A 21,167-nucleotide genomic window follows, 5' to 3' on the forward strand; every position below is an offset into this window, starting at 1 on the left:
TATCCAAACGATCAGATTTTTCAACCGTCACAAACGCGGGTGCCAGAAGTATCGTAATTCATCATTTGGATACTGGAGAGCCCCATGGCCCGACGCGCCCGCGCATCCCGCGATAGAAACACCGCCCCGGCGGGTGCCCCCGCATCGCCATTTATCCAGCGCACACTGCCGTTCTTTGATGTGCTGGATGAGGAAAAACTGACCAGGATCGAGGCCCAGGTGGACTGGATCTTTGAAGACGTCGGCATTGCCTTTCGCGATGATCCCGAAGCGCTGAAGATCTGGAGAGAGGCCGGCGCGCGAATTGATGGCGACATCGTGCGGGCGGATGCGCAGTGGGTCCGGTCGCTGTGCGCCAAGGCACCGCGGGAATTCACCCAGCTGGCCCGCAACCGTGAACGGTCGGTCACCATCGGCGGTAATAATCAGGTGTTTGCCCCGATCTATGGCGCGCCGTTTGTGCGCGATCTGGAGGGCGGCCGCCGCTATGGCGACATGGAGAGTTTCGAGAAGCTGGTGAAGCTCACCTATATGCATCCGAACCTGCACCATGGCGGGCTGGTGATCTGCGAGCCCTGCGATGTGCCGGTCAGCAAGCGCCATTTTGACATGCTCTATGCTCATATGACCCTTAGCGACAAACCGCATTTGGGCGCGATCACCGAAATGTCCCGCGCGCAGGACAGTGTCGACATGGCCGAGATTGTCTTTGGGCGTGAGGTCATGGACAACAACTGCGTGATCATGGGCAATGTGAACACCAACTCACCCTTGCTGGTGGACAAGGTGGTGACCGAGGCCGTGCGCACCTATTCCGCCCGCGGGCAGGGGATGATCGTTGTGCCGTTCATTCTGACCGGCGCGATGGGGCCGGTGTCCACCGCGGCCTCTGTGGCGCAGGCGATGGCCGAGGCGATGATGGTCTGCGCCTTTACTCAGCTGGTGCGTCCTGGTGCGCCGTTTGTGCTGGGCAACTTCCTGTCGTCGATGTCGCTGAAATCCGGCGCGCCGACATTTGGGATGCCGGAGCCAGTTGTCTCTAACTATGCCATTGGTCAGCTGGCCCGCCGGGCCGGACTGCCGTTGCGCTGCGGCGGGTCGCTGACCGCGTCCAAGATCGAGGATGCGCAAGCGGCTTATGAAAGTGCCGACTCGATGCACTCCACCATGTTGGCTGGAGCCAACTTTGTGCTGCATTCTGCCGGTTGGATGGAGGGCGGTTTGTGCACCGGTTTCGAAAAGCTGATCATGGATGCCGACCGGCTGGGTTCCTACCAGAAGGTGCTGAGCCAGGGGCTGGACACCAGCGACGAGGCTATGGCGCGCGATGCTTATGCTGAGGTGGAGCCGGGCGGGCATTTCCTGGGATCGGGCCACACCATGCGCAACTATCAGACCGCGTTTTATGAGCCGAAGCTGAGCGACAGCGAGAATGTCGAAAGCTGGGAAGAGGGCGGCTGCAAGGACATGCGCCAGCGCGCCTATGAGCGCTGGAACCAGATGCTGAACGAGTATGCGCCGCCGCCGATGGATGAGGCGGTGAAAGAGGAACTGGCCGCCTATGTCGCCCGCCGTAAACAAGAAATTCCGGATGCTTGGTACTAACCCGCTGCTCCGGCCCGCTAACCAAGATCTCTCACGGCCCAGCTGCCGCTTGCCCCAGACCTGAGGACATAACCCATGTCAGACAATTTTGCCCAATCGACGCTCAACATTCACAAGGAGGACAGCACTGGCGACAAGAAACTGCCCAGCCACGCCAAGGCGGTGATCATCGGCGGCGGTGTTGTTGGCTGCTCGATCCTGTTCCACCTGGCCAAGTTCGGCTGGAAAGACGTGGTGCTGCTGGAGCGGGACGAACTGACCTCCGGCTCTTCCTGGCACGCGGCGGGGCAGATCCATACGATCTCGTCGGACCCGAACATCTCGCGGCTGCAGTCTTATACCATTGATCTGTATAAAGAGATTGAGGAACTGTCTGGCCATTCCGTTGGCCTGCACATCACCGGCGGGTTCTATCTGGCGTCGAACAAGACCTGGTATGATTACCTGAAGCGCGAGCGTTCCAAGGCGCGTTACATGGGGTTGAACCAGGAATTCATCAGCCCCAAGGAAGTGGCCGAACGCCATCCGCTGATCGACCCGAAACATTACCATGCTGCCCTGTGGGATGATCAGGACGGCGATCTGGACCCGTCGGGCGCCACCTATGCCTTTGCCAAGGCAGCCAAGGTGCACGGCGCGCAGTATTTCACCCATACGCCAGCCACCGCGACCACTCAGCGCCCCGATGGCAGCTGGGACGTGGTGACGCCGCGCGGGGTGATCAATGCTGAGCATATCGTGAACTGCGGCGGGCTGTGGGCGCGTGAAGTCGGCCACATGCAGGGCATCAACCTGCCGGTGCAGCCGATGGAGCACCACTATCTGATCACCGACAAGATCGACGCGGTGGCAAACCACCCGACCCGCCTGCCGGCCGGTATTGATTACGAGGCGAACATCTACTTCCGGCAGGAACGCCAGGGGATGCTGCTGGGCACCTATGAGCCGAAGGGTACACCCTGGAAGGTTGATGGCACGCCCTGGGATTTCGGGCATGAGCTGCTGCAGCCGGATCTGGACCGGATTGCCGACCGGCTGGAAATGTCGTTTGAGCGGATCCCGGCGATTGGCGAGGCGGGTATCAAGGACATGATCAACGGCCCCTTCACCTTCGGCCCCGACGGCAACCCGATGATCGGCCCGGTGCCGGGCATGAAGAACTACTGGTGTGCTGTGGGCGTGATGGCGGGCTTCTGCCAGGGCGGCGGCGTTGGTTTGACCATGGCCGAGTGGATGATCGACGGCGAGCCGTCGATTGACGTCTGGGCGATGGATGTGGCGCGTTTTGGCGACTTTGCGACCCCCGACTGGGGCACCGTGAAATCGACCGAGAACTACGAGCGCCGTTTCGTGATGACCTTCCCGAATGAAACGCTGCCCAAGGGGCGGATGCAGAAGACCACCGCGCTCTATGACCGGTTGGTCGCCAAGGGCGCGCGGATGGGCCAGGGCTTTGGCCTGGAGAACGCGCTTTGGTTTGCCGACGGGCCGGAAGACGCGCATGAGGAGCCGACATTCGAGCGCAACCGCAGCCACGATTATGTGGCGCGCGAGGTCAAAGCCGTGCGCGAGGCAGTGGGCGGCATCGAGGTTGCCAACTTTGCCAAGCATGAGTTCAAGGGACCGGGTGCGCGGGCTTATCTGGACCGGGTGCTGGCGGGCTATGTGCCGAAACCGGGCCGGCTGACGCTGACACCGATGCTGACGCCCAAGGGTAAGCTGTACGGCGATCTGACCGTGGCGTGCCTGGCAGAGGAACACTTCATGCTGTTCGGCTCCGGCGCCATGCAGGAGGCGCACCGCCGCTGGTTCGAGAAGGATCTGCCGGAGGATGTGAGCTATCAGAATGTCTCGGATGACTGGCACGGCATTGCGCTGTCGGGTCCGAAATCGCGGCAGCTGCTGCAGCGGATCACCCGCGAGGATATCTCGGGCGAAGCAATGAAATTCCGCGACCTGCGCCAGACATTTGTGGGCGGCGTGCCGGTGATCCTGAACCGGATCAGTTTTTCGGGCGAGCTGGGCTATGAGATTTACTGCAAGCCGCAGTATCTGCTGCGCCTGGCGGAGGCGATCGAGGAGGCGGGCAGCGATCTGGGCTACCGCTGGTACGGGGCGCGGGCGCTGATGTCGATGCGTCTGGAGAAGGGCTGGGGTGTCTGGACGCTGGACTTCCGTCCTGACTTCGACGCGGCGGAAAGCGGCATGGATGTCTTCATCAACTGGAAGAAGGGTTTTGTTGGCAAGGAAGCCGCGCTGGCCGCCAAGGAAGCCGGACCAAACCGCAAGCTGGTCACCATGACCATCGACGTGGACGGCATTGATGTCTCCAATGACGAGGCCATCCTGAAGGATGGCGAAGCGGTGGGCTATATCTCCTCGGGCGGCTATGCGCATCACGCGCAGACGTCGATGGCGATGGGCTATGTCTCGGCGGAACATGCGGCGGCGGGCACCAGGCTGCAGGTCGAGATCCTGGGCGAGATGTATGACGCCGAGGTGCTGGGCGCGCCGATCTATGACGCCAACGGCGCCAATATGCGCGCCTGACCGGACCAAGGGAGCGGATATCATGAGCCACCCCATGCGGACGCTCCCCGAGGCGGCCCAGGCCGCTCCGGCCTGCCGCTGCATCTTCCTGCTGCTGCCCACCTTCTCGCCGCTGGATCTGTCCAGCGCGGTGGCAGCGCTGGAGGCGGCAAACCAGCATGACGGGACTGCGCGCTATGACTGGCGCGTGGTCAGCGAAGACGGCCTGTCCGTCACCGCCCCTAACGGCCTTGGCGTGGCAGTAGACGGCGGCCTGCCGGATCTGGTGCGCGGCGACATGATTTTTGTTTGCGGCGGCCAGGGGCAGGAGCCGGGGATATCGCTTAAGGTGCTGGGCTGGTTGCGCAAAGCGCAACGCATGGGGGCAGCTCTGGGTGCGCTGGGCGGCGGTGTGCTGGCGCTGGCGCGCTCGGGGCTGCTGGCAGGGCGCCAGGTCTCGGCCCACTGGGCGCTGCGGGCGGTTCTTGCCGAGGCGCATCCGGACGTGGAGGTGAAGAATTCGCTGTTCACCATGGAGGGCAAGCTGATCACCTGCGCTGGCGGGACTGCTACCATCGACATGATGCTGAACTTGATCTCGGATCATCACGGGGCGGCCGTGGCAACGGGTGCGGCGGATCTGATGGTCTGTTCCTCGGCGCGCAAGGGCAATCAGGATCAGACGGTTTCCGAATACGGCCGGACTGGCGTTCGGCATGAAAAACTTGCTGCCGCGCTCAGCCTGATGCGCAGCAACCTGGAGGAGCCACTGACACCGGGCGGCATTTCCGATCTGGTAGGCCTGTCGGTCCGTCAGCTGGAGCGGCTGTTCTCCAAGTACCTGCAGACCACACCCAAGGTCTATTACACAAGGCTGCGGCTGGATTATGCGCGCAGCCTGCTGTTGCAGACCAACATGCGGATCATCGATGTGGCACTGGCGTCGGGGTTCAACAGCCAGACCCATTTTGCCAAAGTTTACCGCCGGTATTTCGGCAAGTCACCGCATCAGGAACGGCCGTTTTAGCCCTTGGGCTGGGCCTTGCCGGCCCCGGTGATTTGCCCGGCAAGGCATAGGGCGGTGTCCCTCTTTTGATCAGAGACAGCGATCACTGAGGCCGGGTTGATCCGCCGGACGCGGGCATTGCGGCCAGTGGAACAGGCGGTCTTCTCCGTTGGTTTTCAAGTCGTTGATTAAGGCGAAGCGGAGCGCCATACGGCCCAACCGAGGGGGCGGTTTGGCCAACGCAGCCATCTGTGACGCAAGGAGAAACCCGGGTGGGGTGAGGCCAAAAGCTTGAGAGAAAATGCGCACGCGCGGCCCATTCCTAAGCATGGATGAGCTTGATCTTCATGCTTGGGGAAGGGTGGTAGCGGAGGAGGGACTTGAACCCCCGACACGCGGATTATGATTCCGCTGCTCTAACCAACTGAGCTACTCCGCCGCTCGCTGTGTGGAGGCGATTTACGGAATGCTGCCGGTCGGGTCAAGAAGAAAAGCGGAAGAATTGCAGATTCCGTTGAGGTTTTTCCGGCTGGATGATTAAGCTTTTTAAAAACAAACACTTGTGTAGGGAGCGGGATTGGCGTCTCTGGCCTGCAAGGTCAGCCGTGGCCGGAGTTGGCAGGCCATGCCCGGGCGGCCTTAATCACTCGGGGTGTCCAGGGCAGCCAGTTCAGGCAAGGGCAGCTGGTCCAGAAGGCCAAACACCAGTGCGCGGCAGGTTTCACCTGTCCAGTCCGCAGGATGAAAGCAGGGCGGTAAATCCGGATGGCGCAGAACCACGCGGCGCCAGCGGTGCACAATCAAGGTGCGCAGAGTGCCGGTTTGAGCCGGAGACAGCCGGGATGGCGGCGGGGTGATTTGTTTCAGATCCTGCTGCAATTCCTTGCAGGCTTCACATAGTGGCAGCGGAAACAGCCGTGCCTTCAGCCAGCCTGGAACAGCGATGCTGCTGACCTTTGCGGCCATCATGTCATCCAGATTGTGCGGTACCGGCCCATGCCCCAGGGCAGTGGTGCGGTTCACGGCCACGTAGTTGGGCAGCAGCAGAACCTCGTCCAGGGTGGTTTGGCCGGTGCCGTCCTCGGCGATGAGCACATGCCAGTCGCCAGGCGCCGCGGCACTGCGGCCGTAAATCCGGGGCGTCACCGCGGCGGATTGGTTGCGGCCGTATTCGGTCAGATAGTGGATAGATGCCCGGCCTGCGCGGGCGCTTTCGATCCAGCCGTCCTTGCGCAGCCGGTGCAGCGCCACACGGATGGCTTCGGGCTTGATCCCCATCGGGGTGATGATGCGGGTCAGGGCGCTGCCGCTGATCCGGGCGCCCTTTTCCTGTGCCAGATCGCCGAACAGCGAAACAATCACCGACCAGACCCGTTGGTTCTGCGGATCATTCAATTGCTGGACAGTCGCGTCAAACCAGGGGTTTTGCTGTTCGTTCATAGAGATAAACATAGTTCGCCCGGACAGGTTAGACCAGCCCGGGCGCACGGCAGCGTTACCGCTGCCTACCACTTTTGCGCAGGTTCAGAAGGCGTTCATCGTCAGCAGCTCATACTCTGCTGCGATTTCATCGTCCTGATTGGTCAGGGTGACGTGCCAGCGCACCTCGCCATAGTCCTCATTGCGCGGGGTCTTCTTTTTGACGGTCAGGCGGACCTTGATGCTTTCGCCCGCGGAAATGGGCTTCATGAAGCGCAGGTTATCCAGGCCGGTATTGGCCAGAACCGGGCCTTCGTCAGGCTGCACGAACATGCCGGCGGCAAAGGACAGCAGCAGGTAGCCATGCGCCACCCGGCCCGGGAAGAACGGGTTCCGCTTGGCGGCGTCGTCGTCCATATGGGCATAAAAGGTGTCGCCGGTGAAATGGGCGAAGGTTTCGATATCCTCCAGCGTCACGGTGCGCGGCGCGGTGTGCAGGGTCTCGCCGATGGACAGCTCGCCGAATTTGCGGGTGAAGGGGTGCGCGGGGCCTGTGACCTCAGCGCTGCCGGGGACCCATTTCTCACCGATCGCCGACAGGATATCCGGGGAACCCTGTATCGCTGTGCGCTGCATGTAATGTTTGACGCCGCGCACGCCGCCCAGTTCCTCGCCGCCGCCGGCGCGGCCCGGACCGCCGTGCACCATATGGGGCAGGGGGGAGCCATGGCCGGTCGATTCCTTCATCGAGTCGCGGTTGTTGAAATAGAGGCGGCCGTGGTACGCGCCCGCACCAATGGCAACCTCGCGGGCGACGGCCGGGTCATGGGTGATGACTGAGGCCACCAGCGAGCCCTGGCCGCGGTTGGCAAGGTCGATGGCGTGGTCCAGATCGCGGTAGCCCATGATGGTAGAGACGGGGCCGAAGGCCTCGGTGTCGTGCACGCGGCTCGCATTGTCCGGGCCGGCGCAGTGGAACAGCATCGGCGGCACAAAGGCGCCTTTGTCTGCGTCGGCACCGTCAACGGAGAAGTTTTCCGGGTCGCCAAAGACGCGCTCGGCTTCCTGGCCGATGATCGCGGCCTTTTCCAGCACGTCGCGTTTCTGGCTGTTTGAGACCAGCGCGCCCATGCGGGTGGTTTCCAGCCGGGGATCGCCGATTGTGGTCTTGGCGAGCCGGGCAGAGAGCGCTTCGATCACCGCGTCCACCTGCGACTGCGGTGCGATGATGCGGCGGATGGCAGTGCATTTCTGACCCGCCTTGGTAGTCATCTCGCGGCTGACTTCCTTGACGAAGAGGTCGAACTCCGGCGTGCCGGGGGCCGCGTCGGGGCCAAGGATCGAGGCGTTGAGGCTGTCCTGTTCGGCAACGAAGCGAATGGAGTTTTCCAGGATCACCGGGTTGGCGCGCAGTTTCAGCGCGGTATTGGCAGAGCCGGTGAAGCTGACCACGTCCTGCATCGTCAGGTGGTCCAGCATGTCGCCCAAGCCGCCGGAGACCAGCTGCAGAGCGCCTTCGGGCAGAATGCCGCTGTCGAGCATCAGTTTCACCGCCAGCTCTGTTACATAGCAGCTGTTGGTGGCGGGCTTCACGATGGCCGGAACGCCGGCCAGCAGGGTCGGGGCGAGTTTTTCCAGCATGCCCCAGACCGGGAAGTTGAAGGCGTTGATATGCACCGCAACGCCGCGCAGCGGGGTGCAGATGTGCTGGCCCAGAAAGGTGCCGTTGCGGCTGAGCTGCTCTACTTCGCCATCCAGATAGACATGCCCATCCGGCATCTCGCGGCGGCCTTTGGAGGCGAAGACAAACATGGTGCCGATGCCGCCGTCGATATCGATCATGTGATCGCTTTGTGTGGCGCCAGTGTTGAAGCTGAGATCATACAGCGCCTGCTTGTGCTGGTTCAGATGACCCGCCAGCGCCTTCAGCATCCGGGCGCGGTCGTGGAAGGTCAGCTTGCGCAGGTTTGCACCGCCCACGCTGCGGGCGTAGTCGAGCATTCCCTGCACATCGAGCGCATCGTTGCCGGCTGTGGCCATGACCTCGCCGGTGATGGCGCTGGCGATGTTGCGGGCACCTGCGCCCGGTGCGACCCATTGACCCGCTGCAAAGCTGGAAATCTCAAGAAGGCTCATGATGCTGTCCTTTTCATCAGGCCGGCGCCGGGCCGGCTGGTGGAATCCGATGCTGAGATATATTGACCGTCCGGTCGGTTTATGCAAGAAGTTTGTCAAATGCGCCGCTGACAGGGTGAGGGAGCGATGAGCGATACAATTCTGGTGGAGGATCACGGGACCTGGGTGGAGATCACCCTGAACCGCCCGGACCGGCTGAACAGCTTTAACGAAGAGATGCACAACGCTTTGCGCACAGCGCTTGAGGCGGCGCGCGATGGCGGTACCCGTTCGGTGCTGCTGACCGGCGCCGGGCGGGGCTTTTGCGCCGGGCAGGATCTGGGCGACCGCGATCCGCGCAAGATGGACGGGCCGCCGGACCTGAGCCAGACCGTGCGCAAATTCTACGCGCCGCTGGTGCGGCTGATCCGCGAGTTGAACTTCCCGGTGATCTGCGCGATGAACGGTGTGGCGGCCGGGGCGGGGGCCAATCTGGCGCTGGCCTGCGATATGGTTCTGGCTGGCGAAAGCGCCAAGTTCATCCAGTCATTCTCCAAGGTTGGCCTGATCCCCGATACCGGCGGCAGCTGGCACTTGCCGCGTCTGCTGGGCGAGGCGCGCGCCAAGGGGCTTGCGCTGACCGCCGAACCTTTGCCTGCCAAGAAGGCTGAGGACTGGGGGCTGATCTGGAAGGCATTGCCGGATGAGGAACTGATGGCCGAGGCCCGCGCAATGGCGGAGAAATTCGCCAACGGCCCGACGCTGGGGCTGGGCCTGACCAAACAGTGCATTCAGGCTGCGGCAGTCAACACGCTGTCCGATCAGTTGGAGATTGAAGCGGATGCGATGAAAACCTGCGGTGAGAGCGCGGATTATGCCGAGGGCGTTGCCAGCTTCCTGGAAAAACGCGCCCCCGCGTTCATGGGGAAATGACCATGACCCCCAAGGAACGCGCCGAAAAATCCGCAGCTGCCATGTGGGCGGACGACCATGCATCCAAGTGGGCGGGGATGGAGATCACCCATGCGGACGAGGGCGAGGCGACGCTGGAGCTGACCATCGCCCAGCATCACTGCAACGGCCATGGCATCTGCCACGGCGGCGTCACGTTTATGCTGGCCGACAGCGCCTTTGCCTTTGCTTGCAACAGCCGCAATCAGGCGACCGTGGCGCAGCACAACGTGATCAGCTTCACCGCGCCGGGACGGCTGGGTGATCGGCTGATTGCCAAGGCCCGCGAGATTTCCCTGACCGGGCGCAGCGGCATTTATGATGTGGCTGTGACCAATCAGGACGGCCGGCAGATTGCCGAATTCCGGGGCTTTTCCCGGGCGGTCAAAGGCCAGTTGTTCGACGAATAAGGCGTGGAGGATGCCATGAAAGACCTGACCCCCAACAAGGCTGATCTGGATCCGATCGAGATCGCCTCAATCGACGAAATCCGCGCTCTGCAGCTGGAACGGCTGAAATGGTCGCTGCGGCACGCCTATGACAACGTGCCGATGTATAAGCAGCGGTTCGACGAGGCGGGTGTGCATCCGGACGACTTGCAGCAGTTGCCGGATCTGGCCAAGTTTCCCTTCACCTACAAAAACGACCTGCGCGACAATTACCCCTTTGGCCTGTTTGCGGTGCCGCGCGAACAGATTATGCGCCTGCACGCGTCCTCTGGCACCACCGGCAAGCCGACGGTGGTGGGTTATACGGCAAATGATATCAGCAACTGGGCCGATCTGGTGGCGCGGTCTTTGCGCGCGGCTGGTTTGCGCAAGGGCGACATGGTGCACAACGCCTATGGCTACGGGCTGTTCACCGGCGGCCTGGGCGCCCATTACGGGATCGAACGCCTGGGCGCGACCGTGGTGCCGATGTCCGGCGGGCAAACCGAAAAACAGGTTGGCCTGATCACCGATTTCCAGCCCGATGGCATCATGGTGACGCCCTCCTACATGCTCAACATCCTGGAGCAGTACCACAAGGTTGGCTTGGACCCGCGGGAAAGCTCGCTGAAGGTCGGCATCTTCGGCGCCGAACCCTGGACAGATGCGATGCGCAAAGAGGTTGAACAGGCTTTCGACATGCATGCGGTCGATATCTACGGGCTCAGCGAGATTATGGGGCCAGGGGTGGCCAATGAATGCGTCGAGACCAAGGACGGCCCGGTGATCTGGGAGGACCACTTCCTGCCGGAAATCATTGATCCGCAGACCGGCGAGGTGCTGCCGGACGGCGAGATGGGGGAGCTGGTGTTCACCACGCTGACCAAGGAAGGCCTGCCGATGGTGCGCTACCGCACCCGCGACCTGACGCGGCTGCTGCCGGGCACTGCGCGCACGATGCGGCGGATGGAGAAGATCACCGGGCGCAGCGACGACATGATCATCCTGCGCGGCGTCAACGTCTTTCCCAGCCAGGTGGAGGAGCAGCTGATGGCCACCGGCGGGCTGGCGCCGCATTACCAGATCGAGCTGTATAAATCCGGCCGGATGGATGCGATGCGGGTCTATGTGGAGGCCAATCCTGATGCCACGGATGAGCTGAGCAAAACCGCCGCGGCGCGGATGCTGACCAAGCGGATCAAGGATATGGTTGGTGTTTCCACTGAGATCATTGTAGGCGACCCGGGATCGGTCGAGCGCAGCCAGGGCAAGGCCAAGCGTGTCGTCGACAACCGCGGCAAGTCCTGAACAGGGGAGTGAGTTTTGGCCCGCACCATCGCAAAAGACCATGATCAGAAACGCGTGCAGATCCTGAAATCCGCAGCCAAAGTATTTGCGGAGGCAGGCTATGACCGCGCGTCAATGACCCAGCTGGCGCGGGAATGCGGGATCTCCAAGGCGAATATCTACCACTACTATGACAGCAAGGATGCCGTTCTCTTCGGCCTTCTTGATACCTATCTATGCGAGTTGCGCGACCGGGTCTGCGGGGCGGAGCTGGAGGGGCTTGGCCCCGAGGACCGGCTGCGCCGTATCGTGTCGGAAATCATGCTGGCCTATCAGGGCGCGGATCATGAGCATCAGGTGCAGATCAGCGCCATGGGCGCGCTGCCCGAGGATCAGCAAAAGCTGCTGCGCGCCTATCAGCGTGAAATGGTGCAGTTTGTCAGCGACGCGCTGGCGGCTGTGGCACCCGGGGTGTTTGCGGGCGAAACGGCCAAGCTGCGCGGCGCCACCATGTCGGTTTTCGGCATGCTGAACTGGTACTACATGTGGAATTCCGGTGCTGGTGCGAAGGCACGTGATGACTATGCGCGGCTGGCGGCAGATCTGGTTTTGAATGGCGTCAAAGGGCTTTGACGCCCGCGCAGGCCTGCACAAATGCTTGAAGCTAACAGGCGGCACAGTTTCTTTTGCGTTTGCGCCGCTTCGCGCTAAGCTATCGCCCCAATAGGAGGGCGGCATGTCAAACCCTGAAAGTTTCGAAAAATTCTACTACAAGAAGGTCGGGCTGGGCGAGGGCTGCGGCTGCGCCGAGCGGGTGATCGACAACCACGAATTCGACCGTCAATCGGGCCACCCGCAGCTGAAATCCTTTGGCCGCAGATTTTCACTGCGGTCTTTTGCGCTGAAGTACGGGCTGATCTCCCGGCGCCGGCCGTCCCCGGACGCGGAATAGGCGCTCGCAGGGATAGCAAAGGCTACGCCACCAGCCTTGTGCAAGGCCAATGGCGTAACCGGTTTTGTCAGATCTGGACCGGCGGCACCATACCGACGATTTCATAAGTTTTGCGCAGGATCGGCGCGGTGATTTCGCGCGCACGCTCGGATCCGCGGGTCAGAATGCGGTCGATCTCGTCCTGTTCACCCATCAGCCGCGCCATCTCGGTCGAAATCGGCGCCAGTTTCGACACTGCCAGATCCGCCAGCATCGGCTTGAATTCCGAGAACTGCTTGCCGCCGACATCCGCCAGCACCTGATCCACGGTCTGCTCGTTCAGCGCCGCATAGATGTTCACCAGATTGCGCGCCTCGGGGCGGTCTTCCAGGCCCTTGGCTTCGGACGGCAGCCCTTCCGGATCGGTCTTGGCCTTGCGGATCTTCTTGGCGATGGTGTCGGCGTCATCCGTCATATTGATGCGGCTGGCATCCGACGGGTCAGATTTCGACATTTTCTTGGAGCCGTCGCGGAAGCTCATCACACGGGTGGCGGCGCCCTCGATCACCGGTTCGGTCATCGGGAAGAAATCGACGCCATAGTCATGGTTGAACTTGGCGGCGATGTCGCGGGTCAGCTCCAGATGCTGTTTCTGATCCTCGCCCACCGGCACATGGGTGGCGTGGTAGGTCAGAATATCAGCTGCCATCAGCGCCGGATAGGCGAACAACCCAAGCGAGGCGTTCTGGGCGTTCTTGCCGGCCTTGTCCTTGAACTGGGTCATCCGCTGCATCCAGCCCATGCGGGCGACGCAGTTGAAAATCCAGGCCAGCTGCGCGTGTTCGGGCACCTGGGACTGATTGATCAGGATGGATTTTTCCGGATCCAGGCCAGCGGCGATGAAACCTGCGCAAAGCTCGCGGGTGGATTTCATCAGGTCCTTGGGGTCTTGCCAGACAGTGATCGCATGCAGGTCCACCATGCAATAGATGGACTCCACATCCTTGGCCTGCCAGTCGACGAACCGCTTCAGGGCACCAAGGTAGTTGCCCAGGTGCAGGTTGCCGGAGGGCTGAATCCCCGAAAAGACGCGCGGGGTGAATGTGGTTTCGCTCATCTAGCGTAACTCCCGTCTGGAAATAGCGACCCCGGTGGCTTACCCATGGGGCTTGGATAGGTCAACAGGTGCAGAGGGTTCTGCACTGCAAGGAGACTCAATGAGCAGCCCGAATAACACCGCACCCGTCAACCCGCTGCCTGCAGCCGTCGTTGCGATAGTGCTGATCATCATCGGGATCGAAGCGGTGTTCTCGCTTGGCGCCCGCGGAATCCTGGGCGGGCCTGAGGCCATCGGCTGGCGGCTGGAGGCAGTCCAATCCTATGCGTTTTCCAGCGAGATCTTCTGGTGGATGCAGGAAAGCGGCCGCTGGCTGCCTGAGCATCTGAAGCGTTTTGTCTCTTACATCTTTGTGCATGGCGCTTTTACCCATGCGCTGTTTGTCTGCGTCTTTGTGCTGGCGATGGGCAAGATGGTGGGCGAGGTGATGGGCGATCTGGCGATGGTGATCATCTTTGTGCTGTCCGGTGCCGGCGGCGCACTGGGCTATGCGCTGCTGGTCAGCGGCGGCCAGCCTTTGATCGGCGGCTTTCCGGCGGTCTACGGGCTGATCGGGGCCTTTACCTTTCTGTTGTGGCGCTCGCTGGCTTTGGTCGGGGCGCAGCAAAGCCGGGCGTTCTCGCTGATTGCCTTTCTGATGGGGGCGCAGCTGCTGTTCGGGCTGCTGTTTGGCGGCCAGAAGGACTGGGTTGCGGATCTGGCAGGCTTTGCCACCGGGTTCGGTCTGTCGTTCTTCCTGGCGCCGGGCGGCTGGGCGCGGATCCGCAACCGCATCCGGCACGATTGACGCCGGGGGCTTCCGCCTGCTGTCAAAGCCCCTGGCGGGGCATTTCCAGCCGTTGGGCCGGGGCCGGCCTGAAGGGGCGCCGGCGTCAGGCCTGTTTCCGGCGGCTTAGGGCGGTGCGGAACTCGGACAGGCGGAAGGCGCCAAGCGCTTGGCCTGCGGCGAAGTAGACCAGGCCGCCCAGCACCACCAGGCCTAGCAGGGACAGGTAGCGCCAGTAACCCAGCGTGAACAGCCAGCCCGCAGCCGAAGCAACAGCATAGAGCACTGCCCCCATCACAGCAGAGGCTGCCAGGATGCGCCAGGCGCGGGTGCGGAAGCGGGCGTCGAAGCGGGCCTCTTCCCCCATGCCGCGGGCGCCGAGTGCCAGTAGTGCCACCATAACCCAGCCGGCAGCGGAGGCGGCGATTGCGGGGGCGATCCAGCCCAATACAGGCTTCAGGCCAAAGGCCAGCGCGGCGTTGACAGCCATCGCAACCAGCGCGTAGCGAAAGGGGGTTTTGGTGTTCTCCCGCGCGAAGTAGAGCGGCTGCAGGACCTTTTGCAGCATGAAGGCTGGCAGGCCTGCGCCATAGATAGCGACGGCGATGGCGATGGCGGCCACGTCTTCGGGGCCGGTTGCACCGCGCTCATAGAGCACAGACACCAGCGGCACGGGCACGGTGATGAAGGCGACGGCAGAGGGCACGGCCAGCAGCAGCGAGAATTCTCCGGCGCGGGACAAGGCGCCCTGTGAACCGGCGCTGTCCCCGGCCCGCAGGCGGCGGGAAAGGGCAGGCAGCAGCACGATGCCGACAGCAATGCCAACCACGCCCAAAGGCAGTTGATACAGACGGTCGGCGATGAACAGCCAGCTGGCCGCCTTTTCGATGTCAGAGGCCACGTATTGCCCGACCACCAGATTGATCTGGGTGACTCCCATGGCCAGAGCAGCGGGCACGGCAACACGCATCAGGCTGCGCATTTCGGTGTTCCAACGGGGCAGACCGGGCCGCAAGGTTATACCAGCACGGGCGGCGGCGGCCCAGACAAGCGCCAGCTGCGCGACGCCCGCCACCGGGATGGTCCAGACCAGCCACAGGACAACATCGCCGCCCATGAGGGCGCCGGCTGTCATCGCCGCACAGGCAAAAATGTTAAGGAGGACCGGCGCCGCCGCGGCGGCGGCAAAGCGGCCGGTGGCGTTCAGCACGCCTGAGAACAATGCGGCCAGCGACATGAACAGGATGTATGGAAAGACGATGTAGCCGTAGCCCACCGCCATATCAAACCGGGCATCGCCGACAAATCCGCCGGCCGTCAGCCAGACCAGTCCCGGCATGAACACCATGCCGAGGCCAACCAGCGCCAGCACCGCAGCGGCAAGCAGGTTGAAGGCCTGCTGGGCATAAGTTCTGGCGTCCTCACCGGCCTCATACCGCTTGGAGAAAGCGGGCACAAAGGCGGCGTTAAATGCACCTTCGGCAAAGAAGCGGCGGAACATGTTGGGCAGGCGGAAGGCCACGATAAAGGCATCCAGCACCGGGCCGGGGCCGATGAAGGCGGCAATCAGGATCTCGCGGGCGAACCCTAGCACGCGGCTGGCTAGCGTCCAGAACCCGACGGTCAGGAAGCCCGAAAGCAGTTTGATCGGTTTCATACATCCGCCCGTTTTGCGCCTGCGGTGATGGCCTCGCGCAGTTTCTTCTCCAGAGTCCGCTGTTTAGACTCCGCATAGTATTTCAGGCCGAACATGTCTTTGACATAAAAGGCGTCCACCACCTGCTCGCCATAGGTCGCGATGACTGCGTTAGCAATATAGACATTGGCGGCCGCCAGTGCCCGGGCCAGATCATAGAGCAGCCCTGGCCGGTCGCGGGTGTCGACCTCGATGATGGTGTAGATTTCCGAGCCGTCGTTATCGAAGGTGATATGGGTCGGGACCTTGAAGGCGCGTTCCCGTTTCTTGATCTTGTCACGGGCCTTCAACGCGTCGCGGGTGATCACCTCGCCCTTCAGGGTCTTTTCAATCATCTGCTTAAGCCGGTGCAGGCGCATCGGGTCGAAAGGGTGGCCTTCGCTGTCCTGGATCCAGAAGGCGTCGGTCACATATCCGTCCTTGGTCGTATAGGAGCGCGCATCCACCACATTGGCGCCGACCAGCGCCAGCGCGCCGGCAATGCGGGCAAAGATGCCGGGGTGATCCTCCATCACGAAACAAGCGCGGGTCGCGTCACGGTCCACGTCCGGATAAAGCCGGATCATCACCTCGCCCGCGTCGCCCTTGGCGATGTAGTCGCGCAGCATCTCGGCGAAATCCACATGCGCGGTAATGTGCAGCCCGTGCCAGTACGGCGGATAATGCCGGGCGGTTTCGGTTTTGAGGTCGGCTTTGGTCCAGTCCTGCAACGCCTCGCGCAGGGCCTTCTTGGCCGACGCACCGCGGTGTTCGCGGTTCAAGGCTTCCATGCCGCCCTCAAGCGCTGCACGGGTCTGGCCGTAAAGCGCCCGCAGCAGGGCCGCCTTCCAGTTGTTCCATGTGTTCGGACCAACGCCGCGGATATCGCAGACAGTCAGCAGCAACAGCAGATCCAGCCGTTTGACCGTTTGCACCGCCTTGGCGAAGTCACGCACCGTTCGCGGGTCGGCAATGTCGCGTTTCTGCGCCATATCCGACATCAGCAGGTGGTAGCGCACCAGCCATTCCACGGTCTCGCATTCGGATGGCTTCAGCCCCAGCCGCGGCGCCACCTTGCGGGTGATCTGCGCACCAAGGATCGAATGGTCCTGTTCGCGTCCCTTGCCGATGTCATGCAGCAGCATCGCCACCATCAGCACCTTGCGGTTCAGCCCCTTGCGCAGGATTGAGGAAGAAAGCGGCAGCTCATCCTCCAGCTCGCCGCGCTCGATTGCGGCAAAGTTGGCGATTACCTGGATGGTGTGCTCGTCCACGGTATAGGAGTGATACATGTTGAACTGCATCATCGCCACGATGGGTTCGAATTCGGGCAGGAAGGCGGATAGCACGCCAAGTTCGTTCATCCGCCGCAACGCGCGTTCGGAATTGCCGTGTTTCAGCAAAAGGTCCAGAAAGATGCGCCGGGCTTCTTTGTCGTTGCGCATGCCGTCATCAATCAGGCGCAGATTGGCGGTGACCAGCCGCATGGCATCGGGGTGGATCAGCATGCCGGTGCGCAGGGCTTCTTCGAAAATCCGCAGCAAATTCACCCGGTCGGCCAAAAATGCCGCCGGGTCCAGCACATCCAGCCGGTTGTGCACCACCTTGTAGCCGGGCTTGATTCGCGGGCGGCGGCGGAAGATGCGTTCCAGCAGCGGTGCGCCTTTTTGCTGACTGGCCTCCAGCTTGGTCAGGAAAATCCGAGTCAGGTCGCCGACCCGCGTCGCATGGCGGAAATACTCCTGCATGAAGATTTCCACCCCGCGGCGGCCGGCCTTGTCCTTGTATCCCATGCGGCTGGCAACCTCGACCTGCAAATCAAAGGTCAGCTGTTCCGTGGCGCGGCCGGTGGCAAGGTGCAGATGCGACCGCACCGCCCAGAGGAAAGTCGCGGCTTTGGCGAACCGCTCCAGCTCTGCCGGGCGGAACAGGCCCAGCGGCACCAGGTCTTCGGCGTCTTGCACCTGGTACAGATACTTGGCAATCCAGAACAGCGATTGCAGGTCGCGCAAGCCCCCTTTGCCCTCTTTCACGTTAGGCTCAACCATATACCGCTGGCCCTGCTTCAGGTGGCGGGCGTCGCGTTCGGCCAGTTTCGCCTCAATGAAATCAGGCGCATCCTTCGAGAACAGCTCCGACTTCAGCCGCTTTTCCAGCTCCTTGGCCAGCGGCGCGTGCCCGGCCAGAAACCGTTGTTCCAGCATCGCAGTGCGGATCGTGTAATCTTCGCCGCCCAGCCGGATGCAGTCCTTGATGGTGCGGCTGGAATGGCCGACCTTCAGCCGCAAGTCCCACAGGATATAGAGCATGGATTCGATCACGCTCTCGGCCCAGGCGGTGATCTTGTAGGGGGTCAAAAACAGCAGATCGACATCCGAGGCCGGGGCCATTTCCCCCCGGCCATAGCCGCCGACCGCGATGACCGCGATGCGTTCGCCGCGGGTCGGGTTGGCCAGCGGGTGAAGCAATTCGCCGGCGACATACAGTGCCGTGGTCACCAGGCCGTCGGTCAGGAAAGTGTAAGAGCGGGTCAAGTCCCGCGCAGCAAAGGGGGCCGCGGCGAAGGCTTCGGCGATCGCTGCGCGGCCGGCCTTGTTTGCCGCCTTCAGGATCTTCACCGTTTCCGCGCGTAGGGCCGCGGGGGTGTTGTCTTCCGCCAAGGCTATGATCCGGGACCGCACGGCTGCGGCATCAAAGATGTCCGCAGGATCGCAGATCAGCGGACCCTGCGGTTCGGGAAAGCCGTTGGCGGCGGGCTGCGCGGGGCCGGCAGCGGGTTCAGAATCCGGCGCCGGTGAAGCTGCTTGGGGCAGGGTCAATGATCACGACCTTCTGTTCTTGGATGGTGGCAACCGCCAGGCCGCGGTCGTTGGTGCCGTCAGGCAGCAGTCGGAAGATGCCGCCGGCCCCCTGGAAACCGGCCCCTTGTGTCAGGGCCGCGCCGGTCAGAGCATCGGATTTGCCAGCAGCCACCAGCGCGCCGATTGCGGCAATCCCGTCATAGGCCAGGCTGCCGATCGAATGCGGCGATCCGCCATAGCTTGCCTGGTAGCGGGCGCTGAACTGCTGCACCTTGCCCTGGTCGGGCATCGCAAACCAGCCGCCCTGCACGCCGGGCAGGGCCAGGGTCTGGGCCGGAATATCCCAGCGGGTCAGGCCGATATACTGCTTCTCTGCCGGGTCCACACCGGCTTCGGGCAGCAGTTGCGCCAGCAGCGGCAGTGCTCCGGCGGTGGTCGAGGTCAGGAATACCGCATCCGCCTGGCGCGATTCATTGCGGATGGCAGGAATGGCGTTGATCACCCCCTGCTGGGACAGCTCATAACCGACACTGCCAGCGATATTGGCCCCGGTCTGGCTTGCGGCGCGCTGAATGGCGGTGCGCCCGGCAACCCCGGCAGCATCATTGCCGCCTACAATCAGAATGTTCCGTTTGCCGTTGCGGGATGCAAAACCGGTCAGCCTGCGCGCAGTATTGTCAAAGGTCGGGCCCAGGATAAAGACATTGCCGCCGGCAATCGCAGGGTTGTTCGAGAAGGCCAGCACGTTGACGCCGCGCTGGCGTGCTGCAATGCCCGCGGCATTTGCGGCTTCGGCGTATACCGGGCCCAGAATGATACGGGCGCCGTCCTTCAGCGCCTGTTGCGCTGCACCCGAGGCCACTTCGGGACTGCCCGCCGTGTCATAGACCCGCAGATCGATCTGCACGCCTTGCAGATCGGCAATCGCCATGCGGGCCGCGTTTTCCAAGCTTTGCGCCAGCACGCTGTCGCCCTGCTGCGCCGATCCGCGCGGCACCAGCAGCGCCACCGGCACCGGCTTGGAGGTGTTGATTGTCGGACCAGTGCCGAGGGAAACCGGGTCACAGGCAGTCAGGGCAATGGCGGAAACTGCCGCGGCAGCTGTCAGTGCCGCCTTGCGGGCGCGTTTGAAAACAGCAAACATAATGGACTTGAAACTCCGTTCTCCCGGCGCGTTGCGCCGTGTGGGTTTATGGGCGGATCATAAACGACCAAAAAGGCGGGTCCAGCGTTGAATCACCAGAATGTCATATTGGCCCCAGGGCTTTACTTTGTTGCCACGCCCATTGGCACGGCCCGCGACATTACCCTGCGTGCGCTGGATGTGCTGGCCTCGGCCGATGTACTTGCGGCTGAGGATACACGCTCGCTGCGCAAGCTGATGGAGATTCACGGCGTGCCGCTGGGCGGGCGGCGGATCATTGCTTACCATGACCACAGCGGCACCGGCGCGCGGGCGAAACTGCTGGAGGCGCTGGGCGCAGGGAAGTCGGTTGCCTATGCGTCTGAAGCTGGCATGCCGCTGATTGCTGATCCGGGCTATCATCTCAGCCGGGAGGCGGCGGAGGCAGGGTACACTGTCACTTGCGCCCCCGGCGCCTCGGCCGCAGCCACGGCGCTGACGCTGGCGGGGCTGCCGACTGATGCGTTTTTCTTTGCGGGTTTCCTGCCCAATGCCTCCGGTGCCCGGCGCAAACGGCTGGAAGAGCTGCGGGAAATCCCCGGCACGCTGATCTTCTATGAATCCCCGAAACGTGTTGCGGCTTCGGTCGCGGATATGGCGGCGGTGCTGGGCAACCGCCCGGCGGCAATGTGCCGGGAGCTCACCAAGAAATTCGAAGAAGTGCGCCGCGCGCCGCTGGCGGATCTGGCCGCGGGGCTGGAGGAAAAACCGGTCAAGGGCGAGATCGTGCTGCTGGTCGACCGGGCGCAAGAGACCGAGGTGAGCGAGGGTGATCTGGAAACCGATCTTCAGGCAGCTCTAAAGGAAAATTCGGTCAAGGACGCCGCCGGGATCGTGGCTGAGATGCACGGGCTGCCGCGCCGCAAGATCTATCAGCTGGCGTTGCAGCTGGCGAAGGACAGTTAGGCCGTGTCCCGTGCCCGGCAGAATCGCGGTGCCCGTGCCCATCTGGCGGGAGAGGCGGCGGAAGAGATTGTTGCGCGCCACTATGAAAACCGCGGCTACACCGTTGCGGAACGCCGTTGGCGCGGGCCGGGTGGCGAGATCGACCTGATCCTGCGCGGTCCGGAAGAGCTGGTGTTTGTGGAAGTGAAACACAGCTCTACCAGCGCCGCTGCGGCCCTGCGGATTACGCCACGGCAAGTGGAGCGCATCTATGCCAGCGCCGGGCAATATCTGGAAAACGAGCCGCAAGGACAGCTGACCCCTGCCCGGTTCGACGCCGCACTGGTGGACGGCACCGGCGCGGTTGAGATCATCGAAAACGCCATCGGCCTGGACTGATCCGCTGCCGCCCCATTGAACCCCGGGGCGCGGTGGGCCATGTATCTGGCCAGTTTACAAGGGATACTGC

At 62.7% G+C, this 21,167-nt stretch carries 17 protein-coding genes and 1 tRNA gene; 11 read left to right on the forward strand and 7 right to left on the reverse strand.

Annotation, left to right across the window (positions count from 1 at the left end):
* Positions 1-84: 84 nt before the first annotated feature.
* The 3 genes from L1069_RS04685 (at position 85) to L1069_RS04695 (ending at position 5,161) form a co-directional block, all read left to right on the forward strand.
* The gene (locus tag L1069_RS04685) at positions 85-1,605 is read left to right on the forward strand and encodes a trimethylamine methyltransferase family protein (protein ID WP_237454951.1); all 1,521 of its coding nucleotides are present in this window, start codon (positions 85-87) and stop codon (positions 1,603-1,605) included.
* Positions 1,606-1,680: 75 nt separating this feature from the next.
* Positions 1,681-4,155, forward strand: a complete 2,475-nt coding sequence (locus L1069_RS04690) for an FAD-dependent oxidoreductase (RefSeq protein WP_237454952.1) — start codon at positions 1,681-1,683, stop codon at positions 4,153-4,155.
* A 22-nt stretch (positions 4,156-4,177) separates the two neighbouring features.
* Positions 4,178-5,161: a GlxA family transcriptional regulator gene (locus L1069_RS04695; protein ID WP_164982668.1), complete on the forward strand. Its 984-nt coding sequence runs from the start codon at positions 4,178-4,180 to the stop codon at positions 5,159-5,161.
* A 341-nt stretch (positions 5,162-5,502) separates the two neighbouring features.
* On the opposite strand, the gene L1069_RS04700 is transcribed toward L1069_RS04695, so the two are convergent.
* The 3 genes from L1069_RS04700 to paaZ all read right to left on the reverse strand — a co-directional run bounded on the left by L1069_RS04700 (position 5,503) and on the right by paaZ (position 8,695).
* Positions 5,503-5,579: transfer RNA gene (locus L1069_RS04700), tRNA-Met, on the reverse strand.
* Positions 5,580-5,779: 200 nt separating this feature from the next.
* A complete protein-coding gene (locus tag L1069_RS04705; RefSeq protein ID WP_237454953.1) occupies positions 5,780-6,580 on the reverse strand; it encodes a PaaX family transcriptional regulator C-terminal domain-containing protein in 801 nt (266 codons plus the stop codon).
* Between the two features lie 84 nt (positions 6,581-6,664).
* Positions 6,665-8,695: a phenylacetic acid degradation bifunctional protein PaaZ gene (paaZ, locus tag L1069_RS04710; protein WP_237454954.1), complete on the reverse strand. Its 2,031-nt coding sequence runs from the start codon at positions 8,693-8,695 to the stop codon at positions 6,665-6,667.
* Positions 8,696-8,821: 126 nt separating this feature from the next.
* Between paaZ and paaG the strand changes: the two genes are divergently transcribed.
* The 5 genes from paaG (at position 8,822) to L1069_RS04735 (ending at position 12,292) form a co-directional block, all read left to right on the forward strand.
* Entirely contained in the window at positions 8,822-9,607 is a 786-nt protein-coding gene (gene paaG, locus L1069_RS04715; RefSeq protein ID WP_237454955.1) for a 2-(1,2-epoxy-1,2-dihydrophenyl)acetyl-CoA isomerase PaaG, read from the forward strand.
* Between the two features lie 2 nt (positions 9,608-9,609).
* Positions 9,610-10,035: a hydroxyphenylacetyl-CoA thioesterase PaaI gene (paaI, locus tag L1069_RS04720; protein ID WP_129372811.1), complete on the forward strand. Its 426-nt coding sequence runs from the start codon at positions 9,610-9,612 to the stop codon at positions 10,033-10,035.
* A gap of 15 nt (positions 10,036-10,050) precedes the next feature.
* Positions 10,051-11,361 (forward strand): phenylacetate--CoA ligase PaaK, encoded by a 1,311-nt coding sequence (paaK, locus tag L1069_RS04725; protein WP_237454956.1) that lies wholly within the window; start codon positions 10,051-10,053, stop codon positions 11,359-11,361.
* A 15-nt stretch (positions 11,362-11,376) separates the two neighbouring features.
* Positions 11,377-11,973, forward strand: coding sequence for a TetR/AcrR family transcriptional regulator (locus tag L1069_RS04730; protein ID WP_129369504.1), 597 nt, complete (start codon positions 11,377-11,379; stop codon positions 11,971-11,973).
* Between the two features lie 103 nt (positions 11,974-12,076).
* Complete coding sequence (locus tag L1069_RS04735; protein ID WP_237454957.1) at positions 12,077-12,292, forward strand: hypothetical protein; 216 nt, start codon at positions 12,077-12,079, stop codon at positions 12,290-12,292.
* 67 nt (positions 12,293-12,359) lie between these two features.
* On the opposite strand, the gene trpS is transcribed toward L1069_RS04735, so the two are convergent.
* The gene (gene trpS / locus L1069_RS04740; RefSeq protein ID WP_129369506.1) at positions 12,360-13,388 is read right to left on the reverse strand and encodes a tryptophan--tRNA ligase; all 1,029 of its coding nucleotides are present in this window, start codon (positions 13,386-13,388) and stop codon (positions 12,360-12,362) included.
* A gap of 100 nt (positions 13,389-13,488) precedes the next feature.
* Between trpS and L1069_RS04745 the strand changes: the two genes are divergently transcribed.
* Entirely contained in the window at positions 13,489-14,175 is a 687-nt protein-coding gene (locus L1069_RS04745; protein ID WP_129369507.1) for a rhomboid family intramembrane serine protease, read from the forward strand.
* An 85-nt stretch (positions 14,176-14,260) separates the two neighbouring features.
* Here the strand turns inward: L1069_RS04745 and murJ are convergent, their stop codons facing one another.
* Genes murJ through L1069_RS04760 form a run of 3 tightly spaced genes read right to left on the reverse strand, consistent with a single transcriptional unit; the run spans position 14,261 to position 19,774 of the window.
* Positions 14,261-15,811 carry a murein biosynthesis integral membrane protein MurJ gene (murJ, locus tag L1069_RS04750; RefSeq protein ID WP_237454958.1) on the reverse strand — a complete coding sequence of 517 codons (1,551 nt, stop codon included), beginning with the start codon at positions 15,809-15,811 and terminating at the stop codon, positions 14,261-14,263.
* On the reverse strand, positions 15,808-18,648 hold the full coding sequence (locus tag L1069_RS04755; RefSeq protein WP_237454959.1) for a [protein-PII] uridylyltransferase: 2,841 nt from the start codon (positions 18,646-18,648) through the stop codon (positions 15,808-15,810). The genes murJ and L1069_RS04755 overlap by 4 nt, the downstream gene beginning before the upstream one ends.
* Entirely contained in the window at positions 18,608-19,774 is a 1,167-nt protein-coding gene (locus L1069_RS04760; RefSeq protein WP_211038006.1) for a penicillin-binding protein activator, read from the reverse strand. The genes L1069_RS04755 and L1069_RS04760 overlap by 41 nt, the downstream gene beginning before the upstream one ends.
* Before the next feature lie 87 nt (positions 19,775-19,861).
* Between L1069_RS04760 and rsmI the strand changes: the two genes are divergently transcribed.
* Positions 19,862-20,719: a 16S rRNA (cytidine(1402)-2'-O)-methyltransferase gene (rsmI, locus tag L1069_RS04765; RefSeq protein ID WP_237454960.1), complete on the forward strand. Its 858-nt coding sequence runs from the start codon at positions 19,862-19,864 to the stop codon at positions 20,717-20,719.
* A gap of 3 nt (positions 20,720-20,722) precedes the next feature.
* The gene (locus L1069_RS04770) at positions 20,723-21,097 is read left to right on the forward strand and encodes a YraN family protein (RefSeq protein ID WP_237454961.1); all 375 of its coding nucleotides are present in this window, start codon (positions 20,723-20,725) and stop codon (positions 21,095-21,097) included.
* The last annotated feature ends 70 nt before the right edge of the window (positions 21,098-21,167 follow it).

This window comes from Leisingera sp. MMG026, from assembly GCF_021654205.1.
Classification (GTDB): Bacteria; Pseudomonadota; Alphaproteobacteria; order Rhodobacterales; family Rhodobacteraceae; genus Leisingera.